The sequence below is a fragment of the Cypionkella sinensis genome (genome assembly GCF_042646385.1).
Taxonomy (GTDB): Bacteria; Pseudomonadota; Alphaproteobacteria; order Rhodobacterales; family Rhodobacteraceae; genus Cypionkella; species Cypionkella sinensis.
Genome location: NZ_JBHRTO010000001.1, coordinates 1,701,495 through 1,721,538 on the forward strand (window position 1 = coordinate 1,701,495; position 20,044 = coordinate 1,721,538).

Here is a 20,044-nt window from a genome sequence, read left to right on the forward strand (position 1 = left end):
TATTCCGTTCAGCAATCACGCCAGAAGGCCAGTGCCCGACCCGGCGGGCGAGAAGCGCCCGCCATCGGCGGGTCGGGCGCTGGCCGGGCCTTTGGGGCCCGGCGGTTTCAGCGGAACTTGAACCGCATGGCGAAGGCGATGGCCTTCGCCAAATTGTCCAAGATCGCATTTCCTTCCGCCCTAAGCCTCTTGCACCTTCGCCCGCAGCGCGATCATCGCCCCCGCGGCCACGATCAGCGCCATGCCGAACACCGCAAGCGGCGTCAGCGTCTCGCCCCAGATCAGGTAAGACCAGAAAGCCGAGGCCGGCAGGATGATGTATTCCAACACCGATGCCCGGCTGGCCTCGGTGATCTGATAGGCGCGGATCATCATGCCGACCCCCAACAACGACCCCGCCGCCTGCACAAACGTCCAGAAATAGAACGCGCCAGAGGCCCAGACCGCCCCCCGCTGCAAGAACCCGTCGCTGCCCAGCGGCACCGCAATCGGCCAAAGCGCCAGCACCGCCATCCCCACCGCGCCAATCACCCCCAAGGCCAGAAAGAACCCGGCCAGCAGGGTTTCGGCGCTCTCCTCCGGGCACCATTCGCGGGTGGCGATATTGCCCATCGCATACATCGCCCCGGCAATCACCGGCAAAAGCGCGGCAAGCGACGCCCCAGACATCGCCTCTGGCCCCAGCACCAGAATGACGCCGATAAACCCCACCGCCACCGCGACAATCCGCACCGGGCCAATCGCATGGCCGTAGGCAAAGCGCGAAATCAGCAGCACAAAGATCGGCGCGGTGAACAGCCCTGCAGCCACCAAAGCCACCGGCAAAAACGCAAGCGCGCCAAAATAGATCACCATCGCCAGCCCGTGAATGCTCGATCGCGCCAGCACCGCCCGCAGATTGACCGGGCGCAGCCGCAACCCCAACACCGCCGCCAAACCCGCCAGCAACACCATCGCCATCGCGGTCCGGGTGAAGTGAAACTGCCACAGCCCAGCCTCGGCCGCGATCACCTTCACATAATTATCGGTAAAGCCGATGATCATCGCATAGGTAAAGATCAGGGCGGCGGCGGCTAAAGTATGGTCTTTGGTCGCTGACATCGCATGATCCTTCGATTTCCAGCTTTCCAACTGCCTTGAAGCCTTCCACTCTGCACGTCAGAAAGCGACATCTCGCACAAGGTTTCGGGGAGGGAACATCATGGGCTGGCTGGCAGACGAATCCGGTTTGGGCAAGACGCGGGCAAACTATGCACCGCTCACGCCACTGTCGCACCTGCGCCGCGCGTCGGATGTGTTTGCCCACCGCACAGCACTCGTGTGGAAATCCACCCGCTTGACCTACGCTGATTACGCCGCCCGCGTCAGCCAACTCGCCCATGCCCTGACCCAATCCGGCATCCAACCCGGCGATGTGGTGGCGACCCTGCTCCCCAACATCCCCGCGCAGGTTGAGGCGCATTTCGGCGTCCCCGCCGCAGGTGCCGTGCTGAACGCCATCAACACAAGGCTGGAGGCTGACACCGTCGCCTATATCTTCGGCCACGCAGGCGCGAAACTGCTGCTCTGCGACACCGCCTTTTTGCCGCTGGCCGAGGCCGCCATCGCCCAGATGACCACCCCGGCCCCGCAGATCATCGAGGTCGTCGACCACGGCTTCACCGCCTCAAACCGCTACACCACTTACGAATCCTTCATCAGCACAGGCGACCCCCAGCACCCCTGGATCATGCCCGAGGATGAATGGGAAAGCCTTGCGATCAACTACACTTCTGGCACCACCGGCCGCCCCAAGGGCGTGGTCTACCACCATCGCGGTGCCTATCTTGCCACCACGGGCAATGCGCTGGCATGGCGGATGCAACTGTTCCCCACCTACCTCACCATCGTGCCGCTGTTTCACTGCAACGCCTGGTGCCACCCATGGATGATCCCGATGCTGGGCGGCACCATTGTCTGCTGCCGCGACATCACCGCCCGCGCCATCTATGACGCCATCGCCGACGAAGGCGTCACCCATTTCGGCGGCGCACCGATCGTGCTGAACACCGTGATCAACTGCGCCCCCACTGATCGCCGCGCCTTCTCCCACACGGTCGAGGTGTTCACCGCAGGCGCACCGCCCCCCGCCGCCACCCTCGCCGCGTTCGAGCCCCTCGGCTTCAACGTCACCCAAGTCTACGGCCTGACCGAAACCTACGGCCCCGCCACCGAATGCCTGTGGCAAACCGAATGGAACACCGCCACCGGCGATGACCGCGCCGCCCTCAAGGCCCGCACCGGCGTCACTATGGCCATGCTGGAAGGGGCCGAAGTCCACGACACCCACGGCAACCCCGTCCCCCGCGACGCAGCCCACTTAGGCGAGATCGCCATGCGCGGCAATATGGTGATGAAGGGCTACTACAAGAACCCCGAGGCCACCGCCGAGGCGTTCAAGGGCGGCTGGTTCCGCTCGGGCGACATCGCCTTCCAGCACCCCGACGGCTATCTGAAAATCACCGACCGCGCCAAAGACATCATCATCTCGGGCGGCGAAAACGTCAGTTCCGTCGAGGTTGAAGGCGCCCTGATGCACCACCCTGCCGTCTCACTCTGCGCCGTTGTCGCCAAACCAGATGCCAAATGGGGCGAGGTGCCCTGCGCCTTTGTCGAGTTGAAACCCGGCGCGCAAACCACCGAGGCCGAGCTGATCGCGCATTGCCGCGCCCGCCTTGCCGGCTTCAAAACCCCGAAGCATGTGGTGTTTGCCGAACTTCCCAAGACCTCAACCGGCAAAATCCAGAAGTTTGAGCTGCGCGCAGTGGCGAAACTGATGGACGCGTGATTGTGGCCTGCAAAACAAGCGGTTATCGTCACCCCATGACAACAGGAAAAGACACCACTGCGCCATGACGGCCCTTCGCAAATACCTGCGGCTGGAAAGCCCGGGGCTCTGGCGCGAAACCCCTTCGGCGCAACTGCGCGAGGTTGTCGTTGGCCTGCGCGAAGCCACTCTTGTGCTGTCCGATCCCAAGACCGAAATGGCGCTGGCGCAATGGTCGCTCCCCGCCCTCACCCGACTGAACCCCGGCAAACTGCCCGCGCTTTACAGCCCCGGCGAGGATGACCCCGAAACGCTTGAGGTGGACGACCGTGACATGATGGCGGCGCTGGACACCGTGCGCACCGCACTGGAACGCCGCCGCCCCAAACCCGGCCGCCTGCGCGGCGTGCTTTTGGGCGGATTTGGCGCGGTGATCGGCTCGCTTGCGGTGTTCTGGCTGCCGGGTAAGCTGATCGACTATACCGCCGCCATGCTGCCCCCCGCGACGCGCAGCGAATTGGGCAAACTGGCGCTGCAAGACCTGACCCGTGTCACCGGATCGCCCTGCACCGGCAAAGACGGCACCGCCGCCTCAGTCGCCTTGGGCCTGCGCATCAACCCCACCCATCCACCGCATGTGCTGGTGGTGCGCGATGCGCTGCAAGCCCCGCTCGCCCTGCCCGGCGATCTGCTGATCCTGCCGGAAAAGCTGGTGCAAGCCAGCACGCCCGATGTCATCGCGGGCTATATCATCACCGCCACCGGGCAGGCCGCCGTGGCAGACCCGATGCAGCCCTTGCTGGAAAAGGCCGGACTGGTCGCCACCGTGCGCCTGCTGGCCAGCGGCGAGATTGCCGCCGACGCGCTGGATGGCTACGGCCAAACCCTGCTGACCCCGCCCGCGATCACCCTCTCGGATGAGGCCAAACTTGCCGCCTTCACCGCCGCCAAGATCACCTCGCAGCCCTATGCCTATGCGCTGGACAAAACCGGCGAAACCACCCTGTCGCTGATTGAGGCCGATCCCTTCCCCGCCGGAAGCCAGCCAGAGGTGCTGTCAGAACCGCACTGGCAAGCCTTGCAGAACATCTGTCAGGGCTGAATCGCCGCGCAGCGTTTTCACGATCAAACGCGCCTGACGTGCGCACCAACCACAATATGTAGTGGTTTTCGCTCAATTTCGCAGCATTTTCCACAAGTCATTCCCAGATGGGAAAACCCCGGAGCGAAAAAGCCCCCCGGCGCGAACCGAGGGGCTTTCAAAAATCTGGCCGACACTCTCAGCGGATATAGGCTCAGCGGATATAGGCGTCGCCAAACCCGGCCCCGCGCACCATCCGCAACGCGGCCTGCGCATCAGCACCCGACCCAAACGGCCCCGCCATCACGATCTGCAATGCCTTGCCACCGCGGTTCAGCTTCGACTTTGCCACCGGCAGCCCCAAAGCCTGCAACTGCGCCGCAGCCCCTGCCGCATTGGCGGGCACGCCAAAGGTGCCAATCTGCACCCAAGCCCCACCCCGCGCCGCTTTCGGCGCAACCTCTGCCTGGCCTTTCGACGAAACCGTCACTTCGGTGGCAGGTTTGTATTTGCGGGTTTTGGCCTTCTGCACATCGACAATCAGCTTCGACGGCACCTTGCGGGTCCACAACTGATCCTGCGCCGCCTGCCCCTCAGCCGTGCCAACGCCGCGCATCGGGTTCAGACGATCATCTTCCCATGCCAGTTTGTAGCCCTTCGGCACCACCACATCCGGCACTCGGGCCGAGGCATAGGAAGGTGCCGCAGCCGCCACCTGCCCCACACCGGCATTATCCGCCCGCGTCACCTGAACCGGATCCCGCAAGGCCGCACCCACACCCGCATTGCGCGGATAAATCGGCGGCCGCCATCCGGTCAAAGATCCGTCGCCCCGCGTGCAAACCACCGCCGTGCCGCCATTGCGCAACCGCACCACTTCCGCAACCGGGGCCGAGGTGTAGCAGCCGATCTTGCCCGGCGCAGGCCCAACCACCGTCGCCGCCCGCTCATAAGTCTGGGCAGGCGTTGGCAAATTCGCAACCAAACCCTGTGGGTTATGATTAAGCGGCTCTTTCGGCACCGGCTTCACCACCACCGCCTCAGGCATCATCGCACTCGCCACCGTCGCCATCGGCGCATTGCCCTTGGCAGGCTTCACCACTACAGGCGCCACGGGCGCGACATCTTCGGCGACTTCAATCGGCGGCTTCGGTCCAAACGTCGGCGGATAACCACACAGCACCTTATGCTTGCGATCCACCCGCGCCACCCACCGCGGCGCCCCCGCATAGCTGGCGTTCATGAACACACAGCCCCGGCTATCGACATATTGCGCGCCCTTGAAGCTTGCCGGAGGCAGCTCAGAAGGCTGCCCAATCTGCGCCAGTGTCTGCGCAGAAGCGACAATCGGACTCACCACAGCCGCGCAAACCGCGACCGATACAATTTTCAACAGCATGACGCCCCCCAAGAGGTTTTGGGGAAAGAATGCGTCAGGATTGTTTCCGAGTAAAGGGGGCTAAGCTTTATTTAGTGCCAAACATCCGGTCGCCCGCATCCCCTAGCCCTGGGACAATATATCCATGGTCGTTCAACTGACGGTCTACTGCCGCTGTGACAATCGGCACATCCGGATGCGCTTCTTTCATCCGGGCGATGCCCTCGGGTGCTGCAAGCAGGCACAAAAAGCGGATATTCTTCGCGCCCGATTGTTTCAAAAGCGTAATCGCCGCGGCCGAGGAATTGCCCGTCGCCAACATCGGATCGACCACAATCGACACCCGCTCTTCCAGATGATCGGGCAGCTTGCAGTAGTATTGCACCGGCTGGAGTGTTTCCGGGTCGCGGTACAATCCAACAAACCCCACCCGCGCCGCCGGGATCAGTTCCAGAATACCGTCCAGCAGGCCATTGCCCGCCCGAAGGATCGAGATCAGCGCAAGCTTCTTGCCATCAATCGTCGGCGCATCCATCGCCTCGATCGGGGTCTCAATGGCCTTGGTCGTCATCGGCAATTCCCGTGTCACCTCATAGGCCAACAGCAGGCTGATCTCGCGCAACAGCTTGCGGAAAGATGCGGTCGAAGTGTCCTTCTCGCGCATAAGCGTCAGCTTATGCTGCACCAAAGGGTGCGAGACGACAGTCAGATGTTCAGCCATGGGCCTGCTCCAAAGTTTTCAATATCCGGGTTTTCGTATCGGCGTCACAAAACGCGGCGTCAAGCGCGGTGCGGGCGATCTTGGCAAAAACGCCCTCGTCCCAGTCAAACGCCTGATGCAGCATCTCGTATTCGCGCGCCATCGTGGTGTGGAAGAACGGCGGATCGTCGGTATTGATCGTCACCTTCACGCCGCGATCATACATCTCGCCAATCGGATGCGCGCGGAAACTGGGGTAAATCCCCAAAGCCACGTTTGAGCCCGGACAAAGCTCCAGCACGATGCCGCGCTCGGCGATCTCCTCGACCAGCGCCATATCTTCAATCGCCCGCACGCCATGCCCAACCCGCTCGGCCCCCAGATCGTTGATCGCCGCGCGCACCTCATCCGGCCCTTTCCACTCGCCCGCATGGGCGGTGATGCGCAACCCCGCCTCACGCGCCATATCGAACGACCATGAGAAATCCTTCAATGCGCCTGACTTTTCATCGCCGCCAATGCCAAAGCCGGTGATGAACCGCCCCGCCGTCTCTGCCGCACAGCGTGCCACCACGCGGGCCTTTTCGGGGCCGAAATGCCGGATCGGCGTGACAATCCCGCGCAACGTGATGCCGAAATCCGCCTCGGCCTTGGCCGCCGCTTCCTCAATCGCGTGCAGATATTCCCGCCACGCGCCCAGATCGCCGCCACCGCAGAAATCGGGGGAAAGGAAGGTCTCGCTGTAAACCACCCCACTCGCCGCACTTTCTTCCAACACTGCGAGGGTCAGCCGATAAAACTCCTGCGGCCCGGTCAGCGTGGTGCAAGCCGCCTCATAGACCTTCAGAAAATCCCAGAAATCCGCGAAGCGATAAGAACCGTCCTCATTGAATATCCCCGCAATATCAATGCTCTTTTCCCGCGCGAGCCCTTTGATGAACGCAGGCGGCGCGCCGCCTTCCAGATGCAGATGCAACTCAACCTTCGGCATTTGATTCAAATTGTTCATCCTCTCTGCTTAAATATCCTGGGGAGCGCGAGGGGCTAGCCCCTCGCCCTTTTCACAGAAACGACCGCCCGACGCCCTGCGCCGCAACCCCCAGATGCGCCGCCACGCTGGCCCCCACATCGGCAAACGCCCGCAAGCCGATCTCACCCACACCGACTCCTGCGCACAAAACCGGCACCCGCTCGCGCGTGTGTTCTGTGCCCGTCCAGGTTGGATCATTGCCATGATCAGCGGTGAAAATCGCCAGATCGCCGGGGCGCAGCAGCTGCAAAAGTGCCCCGACGCGGCTATCAAACCATTCCAGCGCGCGGGCATAGCCCGCCACATCGCGCGGATGGCCGTAAAGCGTGTCAAACTCGACAAAGTTCGCAAAGGTCAAAGAACCGTCCTCCGCCTCGCCTGCAAGCCGATCCAGATGATCGAAAAGGTCAAGGTCGCCCTTACCCTTCCACAGCTTGCCGATGCCCTTCATCGAGAAGATATCGCCGATCTTGCCTATCGCATGGGTGCTGCGCCCCGCGCCCTGCACCCATTCCAGCAGCGTCGGCGCGGGCGGGTCCATCGCGTAATCATGCCGGTTCGCCGTGCGCTTGAATGCCCCCGGCGTGCCCGTAAACGGCCGCGCGATCACCCGGCCCACCTTCATCGCGTGCAGGTGCGGCGCCAGATCCTGACAAAGTTTCAACAGCCGCTCCAAGCCGAACGCCTCCTCATGCGCGGCGATCTGGAACACGCTATCCGCCGAGGTATAGCAAATCGGCCAGCCGGTGCGCAGGTGTTCGGCGCAATGCTGCTCGATGATCGGGACGCCAGAGGCATGGCAGTTGCCCAAAATCCCCTCGGTCCCCGCCAGCTTGCACACCAGCGCCACCAGATCATCGGAAAACGCCGGGATCTTGTCGGGAAAATAGGTCCAATCCCACGGCACTGGCACGCCCGCCAATTCCCAGTGCCCCGAGGGCGTATCCTTGCCGCGCGACACTTCTGTCGCAGCCCCCCAGCGACCCATGGGCACCGCGCCCAAGCCAGGCGCATCCAGCCCCGAGGCCAATTTGATCGCCGCCCCCAGACCCAAAGCATCCAGATTGGGCATCCGCAGCGGGCCAGACCGCCCCTGTTCTGCCCGCCCCGCAGCACAGGCTTCGGCGATATGGCCCAGCGTATTCGCGCCCTTATCGCCGAAATCGCCCGCATCCGGCGCACCACCACAGCCGACGGAATCCATCACGATCAAAAACGCGCGCGCCATTCAGGCAATCCTTTTGATGATCAAATCCGGGTCGGCGGGGGCCACAGGGCCCATCCGGTAAGCCGCCTGCACCCGCAAAATGGCTTCCTCTGCCGCAGCTTCCGTCGCCGCATGCACCATGCAGAGCGGATCGCCCGCGCCGATATCCTCGCCGATGCCCGCCAGATCCGACAGCCCGACCGACAGGTTCAGCTTGTCGCCCTCGCGCTGCCGCCCGCCACCCAGACCCACCACGGCCAGCCCCAAAGCCTGCCCGTCAATCGTGGTGACAAATCCGGGCTGCACGCTGGGCACCTCGCGGATCACCGTCGCCGCAGGCAAGCGATCCGGCCAGCGTTCGACAAAATCCAGCGGCCCACCTTGGGCTGCCACCATGCGGCCAAACCATTCCGCCGCCGCGCCCGATTCCAACGCCTGCTCGATCCGCCCCGCGCCATCGGCAGGGTCCGCCGCCAGCCCGCCCAAGGCCAAAGCCTCACCGCCCAGCGCCATGGTGATGTCCCACAGCGCCGCGTTGACGGATGTGCCGGTTAACGTCTCCATCACCTCAATCACCTCCAGCGCATTGCCCGCCGCCGTGGCCAAAGGCTGACTCATATCGGTGATCAGCGCAGCCGTCATACAGCCCGCCCCCTGCGCGGTGGCCACCAAAGCCCGCGCCAAATCCTCAGCCTCGGCCACTGTTTTCATGAACGCGCCAGAGCCGCATTTCACATCCAGAACAAGCGCTTCCAGCCCCGCCGCCAGCTTTTTCGACAGGATAGAGGCGGTGATCAGATCAATCGACTCGACCGTTCCCGTCACATCGCGCACCGCATAAAGTCGGCGATCCGCAGGCGCGATTTCGGCGCTGGCCGAGACGATCGCGCAGCGCGTATCACGCAACTGCCGCCGCAACTGATCCTCGCTCAGCCCGGTCTTGAAGCCGGGAATAGCCTCCAGCTTGTCCAGCGTGCCGCCAGTATGGCCCAATCCCCGGCCCGAGATCATCGGCACATAGGCCCCACAGGCCGCCAGTGCCGGGGCCAGCATCAGCGACACGCAATCGCCGATCCCGCCGGTGGAATGCTTGTCCAGCACCGGCCCAGGCATATCCCATTCCAGCACATGCCCAGTGTCGCGCATGGCCCGCGTCAGCGCCACGCGGCCCTGATCACCAAGCCCCTTCAGCAGCACCGCCATCGCAAACGCCCCGGCCTGCGCATCGCTGACCGCACCCGAGGCCAGCCCCTGCGCAAACCACTGCAACTCCGCCGCCGAGGGCACCTCGCCATCGCGCAGACGCACAATGATGGCGCGGGCATCCATCAGATCTTGTCCATATGCGCCGCCGAGAACACCCCGGGCAGCAGCTCGGCCACGCTCAACACCTTCGATTTTCCGTCGGTGGTGTAAAGGGTTACGCGCACGCCCTGATCGGCAAATTCTGCGATTTTCTGACGGCAGCCACCGCAGCAGGGCACGGGTTCCGGGCTGTCGGCGATCACGGCAATCTCGGCAATCCGGGTATCCCCCGCCGCGATCATCGCCGCAATCGCCCCGGCTTCGGCACAGGTGCCTTCGGGGTAGGCGACATTCTCGACATTGCAGCCGACATGCAGATTGCCCTCAACCGAGCGGATGGCTGCACCTACCTTGAAGCGCGAATAGGGCGCATAGGCGCGCAGGCGTACTTCGGTTGCGGCGTTTAACAGCGACATCAGCGGACTCCGGTTTTCTGATCCTTTGGTCAGAGTCTGTGCCGCTTCGCGTCAAATGGCAAGCGTGCGCGGGGGCTAGCCCCCGCACCCCCAGGATATTTGAGCGCAGAGGATGTCAGAGGACCTCAGTCTTTGGATTGCCCGGCAGCGAGACTTCCAGCAGTTGCAGGTCGCTGGAACATTCCCAATAGCGCGTCGCCATCCCCGGCGGGATCACAAAGGCATCGCCGGGCGACAGCCGGTAGGGGTCTTTGCCCTCACCCTCCAAAGTCATCTCGCCGCTCATCACAAAGCTGAACAGAATGTCGCCCTGATGTTTCGTCCAAGGTGCCACGCCTACAGGCCGCGCCACCATCACGCTTGCCACGCCCTTGGTATTGGCGTTGATCGTGGTGTCGCGCGCCTCAAACCCCGGAATACGGAACGGCGCGAAGGCCCCGGTGCTGCCGATGTTATGCACAAAGCGCTGGCCGTCCCATTCGCGTTCGCGGTTCACCGTGCCATTCGGCAGCGTCATATTGTGGTCAATCTCGGTGACATGCTCGGCCGGAACGCCGATTTCCACCACCTGCACGCCCTCGGAATGCAGCACTTTATGGCGGATGGTGGGGGGTTGGATAAAGCAGTCGCCCGCCTCGATCCGCAGGATACCGCCTTGATCTTCATAAAGAACGTCCACCCAGCCTGCGACGCAGAAGATCAGTTGAAATCCGACCTTATGGTAATGCACCATATCCGGCACCGGGCCATCCGGCACCCGGATGTGGCTGGCAATCATCGCCCCGCCCAGCCGTGTCGGGATCAGATCGCGGTATTCCATACCGGCGCGGCCAATCACCCAAGGCGCTTGATCGGCCAAACGACGCACCACAAAGGCATGTTCGGTTTTCGGCAGGATCAGCGGCGGGTTCAGCTCGTCAATTTCGACGCTGGTGCCGCCGGGCGAGGTCAGTGCCTTCGCGCCATCCGCAATCGGATCATCGGTCAGAATCCGCAGCAAGCCGGGGGCGGCCTTGCTGTCGGCATCCAGCCGCAGCCGCAAGCCATGGCCCGAAATCACCGCCACTGCTGGATTATCCGCCGGATAGATCATATCCATCCGCATCCCCAAGGTCTTGGTGAAGAACGGCAAATCCTTGCGCAGGTCTGTGGTTGGCAACACGATTTCAGCGCGAATATCAGACATCAACTTTTCCCCTCATCGGACTCTCTGCCAATATGTTTCAAACCTGAAGCTTTCAGATCAAGCGATTTCTTGTGATACGAGCTATCACCAATTCGCTTTGCCTTTGCGATACGCGTTGCATTGGGTAAACCTGCCAGCATTGCTGCGACCAAACCCTGCCAAATCGGCAAGGAAAGGTCATGTGAAAAAGCCATAGTTGGCGTCAGATAAAAAGCCGTTTAAGGGTAAACTATAAATCTGCGGGAGGTTCGGATGGAAGAGGCACGGCACGACAACGCGCGGCAAGCGGCACTGGATTATCACGAGTTTCCGAAACCCGGAAAGCTGGAAATCCGCGCGACCAAGCCACTTGCCAACGGGCGTGACCTATCCCGCGCCTATTCGCCGGGCGTGGCCGAGGCTTGTCTTGAGATCAAGGCCGATCCTGCCACCGCCTCGCGCTACACCGCGCGCGGTAATCTGGTCGCAGTTGTCACCAATGGCACCGCCGTCTTGGGCCTTGGAAACATTGGCGCTTTGGCCTCCAAGCCGGTGATGGAAGGCAAGGCGGTTCTGTTCAAGAAATTCGCCAACATCGACTGTTTCGACATCGAGCTGAACGAACCCGATCCCTACAAGCTGGCCGATATCGTCTGCGCGCTAGAGCCGACCTTTGGTGCGATCAACCTTGAAGACATCAAGGCCCCCGATTGTTTCATCGTTGAACAATTATGCCGTGAGCGGATGAAAATCCCGGTTTTCCACGATGATCAACATGGCACCGCCATCGTTGTTGGGGCTGCCGCAACCAATGCGCTGCACGTGGCGGGCAAGAATTTCGCCGATATCAAGGTGGTTTCCACCGGCGGGGGGGCCGCGGGAATCGCCTGCCTGAACATGCTGCTGAAACTGGGCGTCAAACGTGAAAACGTCTGGCTCTGCGATTTGGCGGGTCTTGTCTACAAGGACCGCAACGAGCAGATGACCGAGCAGAAGGCCGCTTACGCCCAAGGCACGACTGCTGCCAGCTTGGCCGAAGTGATCCAAGGTGCCGATCTGTTCCTTGGCCTGTCTGGTCCCGGCGTGCTGACGCCGGAGATGGTCGCCAAAATGGCCCCGCGCCCGATCATCTTCGCCCTCGCCAACCCCAACCCCGAGATCATGCCCGACGCCGTCCGCGCCGTCGCCCCCGATGCGATCATGGCGACCGGGCGCAGCGATTTTCCCAATCAGGTCAACAACGTGCTGTGCTTCCCGTTCATCTTTCGGGGTGCTCTGGACGTTGGCGCCACCGTGATCAATGACGCGATGCAACTGGCTTGCATTGACGGCATCGCAGCGCTGGCCCGCGCCACCACCAGCGCCGAGGCCGCCGCCGCCTACAGCACTGAAAAGCTGACCTTCGGCGCCGATTATCTGATCCCGAAACCCTTCGACCCGCGTCTGATCGGCGTGGTCGCCAGCGCCGTTGCCAAGGCCGCGATGGAAACCGGCGTCGCCACGCGTCCGATCACCGATCTGGATGCCTACCGCGAAAAGCTGAACGGCTCGGTGTTCAAATCGGCACTGATCATGCGCCCGGTGTTTGAGGCCGCCGCCACCGTCAGCCGCCGCATCATCTTTGCCGAGGGCGAGGATGAGCGCGTGCTGCGCGCCGCCAATGCGATGCTGGAAGAGATGACCGACAAGCCGATTCTGATCGGCCGTCCCGATGTCATCGCGACCCGCTGCGAGCGCGCGGGCCTGCCGATCCGCCCCGACAAGGACTTTGAAATCATCAACCCCGAAAGCGACCACCGCTATCGCGACTACTGGGGCTCCTACCACGAGTTGATGGCGCGTCAGGGCGTCACCCCAGATATTGCGCGCGCCGTGATGCGCACCAACACCACCGCCATCGCCGGCATCGCCGTGCATCGTGGCGATGCCGACAGCATGATCTGCGGCACCTTCGGCCAATATCTGTGGCATCTGGGCTATGTGCGGCAAATCCTAGCTCGCGATGGCCTGCATCCCCGCGCCGCCCTGTCGCTGATGATCCTCGAGGATGGCCCACTGTTCATCGCCGACACCCAGATCAACGCCGTGCCTTCGGCCGCGCAAATCGCCGAAACCGTGATCGGTGCGGTGCGTCACGCCAAGCGCTTTGGGGTCGAGCCGAAAGTGGCGCTGTGCAGCCATTCCAGCTTTGGCAACCTTGACAGCGACTCGGGGCGTCGGATGCGCGACGCGCTGGAAATCCTTGACGCCCGCGAGGTGGATTTCACCTACGAAGGCGAGATGAACGCCGACGCCGCCTTGGACCCCGAACTGCGCGCCCGCATCTTCCCCGGTTCGCGGATGCAAGGCCCCGCCAATGTGCTGGTTTTCGCCTATTCTGACGCAGCCTCCACCGCGCGTAACATGTTGAAACTGAAGGCAGGCGGGCTTGAGGTCGGCCCGATTCTGATGGGCATGGGCAACCGCGCCCATATCGCCACGCCGTCGATCACCGCGCGCGGCCTGCTGAACATGTCGGCCATCGCAGGCACTCCGGTGGCGCATTACGGCTAGGCGACGACGCGTTACTTCGAACCGAAAGAAAACTCTGCGGGGCAGAGTTTTCTGGTTCGTTGCTCGTAAGGCTGAAGGCCGTCGAGCAAGGGGCGTGAAGCCGCAAGCCGTCGCTGTGGAAATCGGGGCGCGCCTGACTGGCGGGCGCGAAATCGCGCCTGCCGGGGGCACGCAGGCGCGGCCCGATTTGGCACTGGCCAAATCGGGCAAGGCCAACTGCCGTTGCATCATGATGCCTATTCCCGCCCCTGAAAACTTTGCAAACCCCGCGTCAAATCGCTCAGAACCCCTACAAACCACACTAGTTTGCAAAAATTTGCGCCCATCCTCGCGCAATATATGCAAACTTTATCTCGCAAGCGCGTCACGATCCTTGCGCGACTCAAGCGGGCTTGCCTAAGACAGCCGCAGCTTTGGAGGAGGCATACAATGGTATACCGTGAGATCTATGCAGGCTGGCAAGCCGACCCGGAAGCCTTCTGGATGGATGCAGCGTCAAAGATTGATTGGGTGAAGCCGCCCTCCAAAGCCCTTAACCCCAGCCGCGCGCCGCTGTATGAATGGTTCACCGATGCCAGCGTCAACACCTGCTGGAACGCGGTAGACCGCCACGTTCTCGCCGGGCGCGGCGATCAACTGGCGATCATCCACGACAGCCCGGTCACACGCACCAAACACGCCATCACCTATGCCGAATTGCAAACCCGCGTGGCCTCTCTCGCCGGGGCCCTGCGCGCCAAGGGCGTCGAAAAGGGCGACCGCGTGATCATCTACATGCCGATGGTGCCCGAAGCGCTAGAGGCGATGCTGGCCTGCGCCCGGCTGGGGGCGATCCATTCGGTTGTGTTCGGCGGCTTTGCAGCGGCAGAACTGGCGGTGCGGATCGACGACTGCACCCCCAAAGCCATTATCGCCGCCAGTTGCGGCATCGAGCCTTCCCGGGTCATCCACTACAAACCGCTGCTGGATGCGGCGATCGAACAGGCCAGCCACAAGCCCGATTTCTGCGTGATCCTGCAACGCGAACAAGAGGTTGCAGCCCTGATTCCCGGCCGGGATGTCGCTTGGCACAGCTTTCAATACGGCACCGAACCCGCCGAATGTGTCGCCGTGGCGGGCAATCATCCGGCCTATATCCTCTATACCTCGGGCACCACGGGTGCGCCGAAAGGGGTCGTGCGCCCCACGGCGGGCCATCTGGTGGCGCTGAACTGGACGATGCGCGCGATCTATGATTGCGGTCCGGGCGATGTGTTCTGGGCGGCGTCCGATGTCGGCTGGGTAGTGGGTCATTCCTACATCTGCTACGCGCCGCTGATTGCCGGCTGCACCACCGTGGTGTTCGAAGGCAAGCCCGTGGGCACCCCGGATGCGGGCACGTTCTGGCGGGTGATTGCCGAGCATAAGGTGAAGGCGTTCTTCACCGCCCCCACCGCGCTGCGCGCCATCAAGCGCGAAGATCCTGACGGCACCCTGCCCTCTGCCTACGATCTGCGGAGCATGAAGGCGCTGTATCTGGCGGGCGAACGTGCCGACCCCGATACGATCCATTGGGCGCAGAACCATCTGAATATCCGGGTGATTGATCACTGGTGGCAAACCGAAACCGGCTATGCCATCGCCGCCAACCCTTTGGGGATCGAGGCTTTGCCGGTGAAGATCGGCTCTCCCACCGTGGCGATGCCGGGGTTTGATGTGCAAATCCTGGATGAAGGCGGCCATCCGGTGCCCCCCGGCACCTTGGGCGCGATCACCGTGAAACTGCCGCTGCCGCCCGGCACCCTGCCGACGCTGTGGAACGCCGAAGATCGCTTTGTCAAAAGCTACCTGTCGCATTTCCCCGGCTATTACGAGACCGGCGATGCGGGCTATGTCGATGAAGATGGCTATCTCTACATCATGGCGCGCACCGATGATGTGATCAACGTCGCAGGCCACAGGCTTTCGACCGGCGCGATGGAGGAGGTGCTGGCCAACCACAAAGACGTTGCCGAATGTGCGGTGGTTGGCGTGGCCGATGCGCTGAAGGGCCAAAGCCCGGTTGGTTTTCTGTGCCTGAACAAGGGCTGCACCCGCGATCCGCAAGCCATCATCAAGGAATGTGTGCAACTGATGCGCGACAAGATCGGCCCGGTTGCCGATTTCAAACGCGCGGTGGTGGTGGATCGGTTGCCGAAAACCCGATCCGGCAAGATCCTGCGCGGCACCATGGTGAAAATCGCCGATGGCACGGAATGGAAAATGCCCTCGACCATCGACGATCCGTCCAGTTTGGATGAAATCCGCTCCGCCCTGCAAACCATCGGCTATGCCCAGCCGTGAGGCCCAAGGCCCCCTAGACAAAGCTGTCGCAGCGCTTACCTTGGCGCCATGCACAACGCGGCACCTCCTGATGCACAGACCGTTGCCCTTTTGGGCCACGATCTGCGTGCGACCCTGTCCGAGGTGATCGGTGGTCTGCGGCTGATCGAGCCTGACCTGCTGCCCCCCGCCCCGCGCGGCCATCTCGCGCGCACCCAAGCCGCCAGCGAAGCACTGGCTTTGCTGCTGGAACAGGCGCTGGCCCTGCTGACACAAACGCCGTTGCACCCATCTGCGCTGCCCGTCGCGCTGCACACCGAACATCTGCTGCACAGCTTGCGCCTGCGATGGACCGCGCGCGCCGCCGAAAAGGGGCTGGCGTTTCATCTGCACGCCAACGGCCTGCCCGCGCAACTGCCGTTTGATCCGGCGGGGTTGGAGCGTATTCTGGCAAACCTGCTGAACAATGCACTGCACTACGCCGATGCAGGCACGATCACCTGTATATTGCAGATCACCGCCAGCCATCACATGCAGATCACCGTGCAGGATCAGGGCAAGGGCTTTGCCCCCGCCACGCTGGCGCGGCTTTACGCCTGTGACAACCACGACAAAACCTCTGCCGAAAAACCCGGCTCGGGCATGGGGCTGCACATCGTCTGGCAGATCGTCACCCAGATGGGCGGCCAGATCAGCGCCGCCAATCATGCCGCAGGCGGGGCGGAAGTGGTGGTGCTGCTGCCCTTGCCGCAGATGCCGACAGCGCCGCCGCCTGCGGTGATCCCGGCCAAAACCGGCACCCTGCAAGGCCGGCGTGTGCTGATCGCCGATGATAGCGAAACCGGGCGGCTGCTGATGGTCCAATATCTCGCCAGCCAAGGCGCACAGGTGACTGAGGCCGCTGACGGGCTGCAAGTGCTCAAGCACCTTGGCCAAGCCCGCTTCGATGCTTTGCTGATTGACATCGAAATGCCCCATACCAGCGGGCTCGAGGTGATCCGCCATATCCGCAGCCAACCCGGCGCCTTGGCGCAACTGCCAATCCTTGCCGTCACCGCTTACCAGATGCGCGCCAACAAGGCCGCGATCCGAAGCGCAGGGGCAGATGGCCTCTTGTGCAAGCCGGTACTCGATGCCAGCACGCTTTGCGATGCGCTTTTGCAGGTGTTGCAGCGCAAGCCCGGTCAAGAGCCCAGCCCAGCCCAGATCGAACCCGCACAATTCCAGGACCTGCTGGACATGGCCGGGCCGAAAATGGCCGCCGAATTGCTGGATCATTTGCAAAAAGACCTGCGCGCCGCCGAACGTGGCCTGCTCGCCGCAGCCCAAGGCCCCGATTGGCTGGAGGTCCGCCGCCAGACCCATGTGATGATTGCGCTGGCGGGCACCGCCGGGGCCAATCTGCTGCATCAACTGGCGCAATCCATGAACGCTCTGGCGCATCAACCCGTGCCCGATGCCGAAGCTTTGCAGCGGCTGTTGCCGCAGACCCTTGAACAACTCGACATGCTGATTCATTTCATTGATCAGAAGATCTCGCCGCCCCCCATCTCGAATCCCTCCCCGCGCGACCCGGCTTAGGAGCAGACGTGACCCCACCCCTGCCGCCTATTCTGTTGATCGAGGATACGCCCTCGCTGCAACTGCTGTATCGCGCAGCACTTACCAAATCCGGCCACGGCGTCGTCACCGCAGGCACCGCCGCCGAAGGCTTGGAACTGATGCGCGAGGCCGCGCCGCAGGTGATCCTGCTCGATCTCGTGCTGCCCGACCGCGACGGCCTTGATCTGATGCGCGAGATGCTGCAACTGAATCCCAGCCTGCATGTTGTGGTGATGACCGCGCATGGCTCGATCAACAAGGCAGTTGAAGCGATGCGGGCGGGCGCGCATGAATTTCTGGTCAAACCTTTTGACGAGGCGCGCTTGCTGAATGTTGTGGCCAATGCCCACAAGACAGCTCAAACCGCTCCGCCACCAAAGCCTGCCCCGGTCACAGCCGTGGCCCCCGCCGCAATTCCGGTCAACCCCACCGTCCCGCCCGCCCCGATCGGCAGCGGCTTTATCGGCTCGTCCGATGCGATGGCGCATATCCATGCGACCATCGTCTCGGTGGCACGCTCGATGGCCACTGTGTTCATCACCGGCGAAAGCGGCACTGGTAAGGAATTGTGCGCTCTGGCGGTGCATGGCAACAGCCCGCGCGCCGCAGGCCCGTTCATCGCGCTAAACTGCGGCGCGATCCCGCAGGATTTGCTGGAATCCGAAGTGTTCGGCCATATGAAAGGCAGCTTCACCGGGGCGATTTCCGACAAACCGGGGGCGGCCACAGCCGCAGACGGCGGCACGCTGTTTCTCGATGAAGTCTGCGAGATGGCGCCTGCGCTGCAAACCAAACTGCTGCGCTTCCTGCAAACCTCTACCGTCGTGCCCGTCGGGGCGACTCGCCCCAAAAAGGTTAACGTCCGTATCGTCTGCGCCACCAACCGCGACCCGATGGATGCCGTGCGGCGCGGCCAGTTCCGCGAGGATCTGTTCTACCGCCTGTTCGTGGTGCCGATCCACATGCCCCCCCTGCGTGAACGCGGCAATGATGTGATCGAGATCGCCGAAACAGCCCTTGCCCGCTTTGCGCAGGAAGAAGGCAAGCAGTTTGACGGGCTGGCCCCCGAAGTGCGCGCGCTGTTCCGCCGCCTGCCGTGGCCCGGTAATGTGCGCCAACTGCTGAACGTGATCCGCAACGTCGCCGTGCTGCATGAAGGCGGCCTGCTGACCGCTGACATGCTGCCCGCCAGCCTCCCGCAACAGGCCGAGGCAGCTGCGATCCCGCCACCTGTCGCGCCTTCCCCGCAGGTGCCGCAAGACGCGCCGCTGGTGCTGGATGCGCTGCTGGGCCGCCCCTTGGCCGAGGTCGAGCGCATGGTGATCGAAGCCACCCTTGCCCGCCACAACGGCTCGGTCCCCAAAGCCGCCCGCGTGCTGGAACTGTCGCCCTCCACCCTTTACCGCAAGATCGAAGGCTGGGCGCAGCGCTAACCCCAAGCCAATTTCGGCACCGGAAAGCGTTGGCGCATGATGAATGACAACAACCAAGTCACTGTTTTCAATCCACCTTATACCAGCGCCAACGCGGGACCGCAGCCTTCAGGCAAACTGCTCGACGATCAGCCGTTCTTCCAACCCATGCCCCGGATCGAACAAAATCCGGTGCCGGATCGACGGCTCCGACCGGATTTCCACCGACACCACATCCGTGACCGGGCGGCTGTCGGCATCGGCCCGCACCGGGCGTTTTTCCGGCTCCAGAATATCAAACCGCACCACCACCGATTTCGGCAGCAACGCCCCCCGCCACCGCCGGGGCCGAAACGCTGCCATCGGGGTCAAGGCCAGCACATCCGATCCAATCGGCAAGATCGGCCCATGGGCAGAATAATTATAGGCCGTCGATCCCGCAGGCGTCGCCACCAGCACCCCGTCGCAGACCAGCTCCTGCAACCGCACCACCCCATCGACCGAGATCCGCACCTTCGCCGCCTGCGGCCCCGCCCGCAGCAGCGACACCTCATTGATCGCCAAAGCCTGCGTGACCGAGCCATCCACCGACACCGCCGTCATCGCCAGCGGATGAATCACCGCCTCCTCCGCCACCGCCAGCCGTTTAGGCAGCAGATCAGCCGAGAAGGTGTTCATCAGAAACCCCACAGTGCCGCAATTCATCCCGTAAACCGGCAATCCCAGCGGCTGGGTTTCATGCAGCGTCTGCAACATGAACCCATCGCCGCCCAGCGCGACCACCACATCCGCCGCCGCAATCTGAACCTGCCCGTGCAGCGCCACCAGTTCCGCAAGGGCCTCTTGCGCGGCAGGGGTCGTGCTGGCCACAAAGGCGATGTTTTTGAACGGCACGCCAGAATCCTTATAGCCCAAGCCGCAACCTTGCCTGTGCAGCCGCCAAACTCAACCCCTGCCCGCGCTTGCACCACAAGCGATGCTTGCGATAGCGGTAACAAGTTTCCTATAGTGAACAAGACGGCGTAACCGACGCCTTCTCTGTCGTTTATTGCCTTCCCCCTCTCCCAGCCATCGCCTAGAACCGCTGC

16 protein-coding genes are annotated in these 20,044 nt (G+C 62.9%); 6 read left to right on the forward strand and 10 right to left on the reverse strand.

Annotated features, from left to right (window positions below):
* Nucleotides 1-180: 180 nt before the first annotated feature.
* The gene (locus ACFOGH_RS08525) at nt 181-1,101 is read right to left on the reverse strand and encodes a DMT family transporter (protein ID WP_380072644.1); all 921 of its coding nucleotides are present in this window, start codon (nt 1,099-1,101) and stop codon (nt 181-183) included.
* Nucleotides 1,102-1,201: 100 nt separating this feature from the next.
* Here ACFOGH_RS08525 and ACFOGH_RS08530 point away from each other — a divergent pair, with 100 nt between their 5' ends.
* Both ACFOGH_RS08530 and ACFOGH_RS08535 read left to right on the forward strand, forming a co-directional pair.
* A complete protein-coding gene (locus ACFOGH_RS08530) occupies nt 1,202-2,827 on the forward strand; it encodes an AMP-binding protein (protein WP_380072645.1) in 1,626 nt (541 codons plus the stop codon).
* A gap of 64 nt (nt 2,828-2,891) precedes the next feature.
* Entirely contained in the window at nt 2,892-3,908 is a 1,017-nt protein-coding gene (locus tag ACFOGH_RS08535) for a hypothetical protein (RefSeq protein ID WP_380072646.1), read from the forward strand.
* Nucleotides 3,909-4,101: 193 nt separating this feature from the next.
* Here ACFOGH_RS08535 and ACFOGH_RS08540 read toward each other — a convergent pair whose 3' ends face one another.
* The 8 genes from ACFOGH_RS08540 to ACFOGH_RS08575 form a co-directional block, all read right to left on the reverse strand.
* Nucleotides 4,102-5,286 carry an SPOR domain-containing protein gene (locus ACFOGH_RS08540; RefSeq protein WP_380072647.1) on the reverse strand — a complete coding sequence of 395 codons (1,185 nt, stop codon included), beginning with the start codon at nt 5,284-5,286 and terminating at the stop codon, nt 4,102-4,104.
* A 67-nt stretch (nt 5,287-5,353) separates the two neighbouring features.
* A complete protein-coding gene (gene upp / locus ACFOGH_RS08545) occupies nt 5,354-5,986 on the reverse strand; it encodes a uracil phosphoribosyltransferase (RefSeq protein ID WP_380072648.1) in 633 nt (210 codons plus the stop codon).
* Nucleotides 5,979-6,974, reverse strand: coding sequence for an adenosine deaminase (locus ACFOGH_RS08550; protein WP_380072649.1), 996 nt, complete (start codon nt 6,972-6,974; stop codon nt 5,979-5,981). Before ACFOGH_RS08550 ends, upp begins: the two co-directional genes overlap by 8 nt.
* A gap of 52 nt (nt 6,975-7,026) precedes the next feature.
* Nucleotides 7,027-8,223 carry a phosphopentomutase gene (locus tag ACFOGH_RS08555; RefSeq protein ID WP_380072650.1) on the reverse strand — a complete coding sequence of 399 codons (1,197 nt, stop codon included), beginning with the start codon at nt 8,221-8,223 and terminating at the stop codon, nt 7,027-7,029.
* Nucleotides 8,224-9,531 (reverse strand): thymidine phosphorylase, encoded by a 1,308-nt coding sequence (locus ACFOGH_RS08560; protein WP_380072651.1) that lies wholly within the window; start codon nt 9,529-9,531, stop codon nt 8,224-8,226.
* Nucleotides 9,531-9,923 (reverse strand): cytidine deaminase, encoded by a 393-nt coding sequence (locus ACFOGH_RS08565; RefSeq protein ID WP_380072652.1) that lies wholly within the window; start codon nt 9,921-9,923, stop codon nt 9,531-9,533. The genes ACFOGH_RS08560 and ACFOGH_RS08565 overlap by 1 nt, the downstream gene beginning before the upstream one ends.
* Nucleotides 9,924-10,038: 115 nt before the next feature.
* A complete protein-coding gene (locus ACFOGH_RS08570) occupies nt 10,039-11,109 on the reverse strand; it encodes a cupin domain-containing protein (protein WP_380072653.1) in 1,071 nt (356 codons plus the stop codon).
* A complete protein-coding gene (locus tag ACFOGH_RS08575) occupies nt 11,109-11,303 on the reverse strand; it encodes a hypothetical protein (RefSeq protein WP_380072654.1) in 195 nt (64 codons plus the stop codon). Before ACFOGH_RS08575 ends, ACFOGH_RS08570 begins: the two co-directional genes overlap by 1 nt.
* 58 nt (nt 11,304-11,361) lie before the next feature.
* On the opposite strand from ACFOGH_RS08575, the gene ACFOGH_RS08580 reads away from it, so the two are divergent.
* The 4 genes from ACFOGH_RS08580 to ACFOGH_RS08595 all read left to right on the forward strand — a co-directional run bounded on the left by ACFOGH_RS08580 (nt 11,362) and on the right by ACFOGH_RS08595 (nt 18,977).
* Complete coding sequence (locus ACFOGH_RS08580) at nt 11,362-13,641, forward strand: NADP-dependent malic enzyme (protein ID WP_380072655.1); 2,280 nt, start codon at nt 11,362-11,364, stop codon at nt 13,639-13,641.
* 429 nt (nt 13,642-14,070) lie between these two features.
* On the forward strand, nt 14,071-15,963 hold the full coding sequence (locus ACFOGH_RS08585; protein WP_380072656.1) for a propionyl-CoA synthetase: 1,893 nt from the start codon (nt 14,071-14,073) through the stop codon (nt 15,961-15,963).
* Between the two features lie 48 nt (nt 15,964-16,011).
* Nucleotides 16,012-17,523 (forward strand): response regulator, encoded by a 1,512-nt coding sequence (locus tag ACFOGH_RS08590; RefSeq protein ID WP_380072657.1) that lies wholly within the window; start codon nt 16,012-16,014, stop codon nt 17,521-17,523.
* Between the two features lie 8 nt (nt 17,524-17,531).
* On the forward strand, nt 17,532-18,977 hold the full coding sequence (locus tag ACFOGH_RS08595) for a sigma-54-dependent transcriptional regulator (protein WP_380072658.1): 1,446 nt from the start codon (nt 17,532-17,534) through the stop codon (nt 18,975-18,977).
* Between the two features lie 108 nt (nt 18,978-19,085).
* Here ACFOGH_RS08595 and ACFOGH_RS08600 read toward each other — a convergent pair whose 3' ends face one another.
* On the reverse strand, nt 19,086-19,850 hold the full coding sequence (locus tag ACFOGH_RS08600; RefSeq protein WP_380072659.1) for an NAD kinase: 765 nt from the start codon (nt 19,848-19,850) through the stop codon (nt 19,086-19,088).
* Between the last annotated feature and the right edge of the window lie 194 nt (nt 19,851-20,044).

Coding starts and splice junctions, on each gene's coding strand:
- ACFOGH_RS08570 (WP_380072653.1), bottom strand. CDS start 11,109: ATGTCTGATATTCGCGCTGAAATCGTGTTGCCAACCACAGACCTGCGC.
- ACFOGH_RS08580 (WP_380072655.1), top strand. CDS start 11,362: ATGGAAGAGGCACGGCACGACAACGCGCGGCAAGCGGCACTGGATTAT.
- ACFOGH_RS08535 (WP_380072646.1), top strand. CDS start 2,892: ATGACGGCCCTTCGCAAATACCTGCGGCTGGAAAGCCCGGGGCTCTGG.
- ACFOGH_RS08590 (WP_380072657.1), top strand. CDS start 16,012: ATGCACAACGCGGCACCTCCTGATGCACAGACCGTTGCCCTTTTGGGC.
- ACFOGH_RS08585 (WP_380072656.1), top strand. CDS start 14,071: ATGGTATACCGTGAGATCTATGCAGGCTGGCAAGCCGACCCGGAAGCC.
- ACFOGH_RS08560 (WP_380072651.1), bottom strand. CDS start 9,531: ATGGATGCCCGCGCCATCATTGTGCGTCTGCGCGATGGCGAGGTGCCC.
- ACFOGH_RS08540 (WP_380072647.1), bottom strand. CDS start 5,286: ATGCTGTTGAAAATTGTATCGGTCGCGGTTTGCGCGGCTGTGGTGAGT.
- ACFOGH_RS08550 (WP_380072649.1), bottom strand. CDS start 6,974: ATGAACAATTTGAATCAAATGCCGAAGGTTGAGTTGCATCTGCATCTG.
- ACFOGH_RS08565 (WP_380072652.1), bottom strand. CDS start 9,923: ATGTCGCTGTTAAACGCCGCAACCGAAGTACGCCTGCGCGCCTATGCG.
- ACFOGH_RS08555 (WP_380072650.1), bottom strand. CDS start 8,223: ATGGCGCGCGCGTTTTTGATCGTGATGGATTCCGTCGGCTGTGGTGGT.
- ACFOGH_RS08530 (WP_380072645.1), top strand. CDS start 1,202: ATGGGCTGGCTGGCAGACGAATCCGGTTTGGGCAAGACGCGGGCAAAC.
- ACFOGH_RS08575 (WP_380072654.1), bottom strand. CDS start 11,303: ATGGCTTTTTCACATGACCTTTCCTTGCCGATTTGGCAGGGTTTGGTC.
- upp (WP_380072648.1), bottom strand. CDS start 5,986: ATGGCTGAACATCTGACTGTCGTCTCGCACCCTTTGGTGCAGCATAAG.
- ACFOGH_RS08525 (WP_380072644.1), bottom strand. CDS start 1,101: ATGTCAGCGACCAAAGACCATACTTTAGCCGCCGCCGCCCTGATCTTT.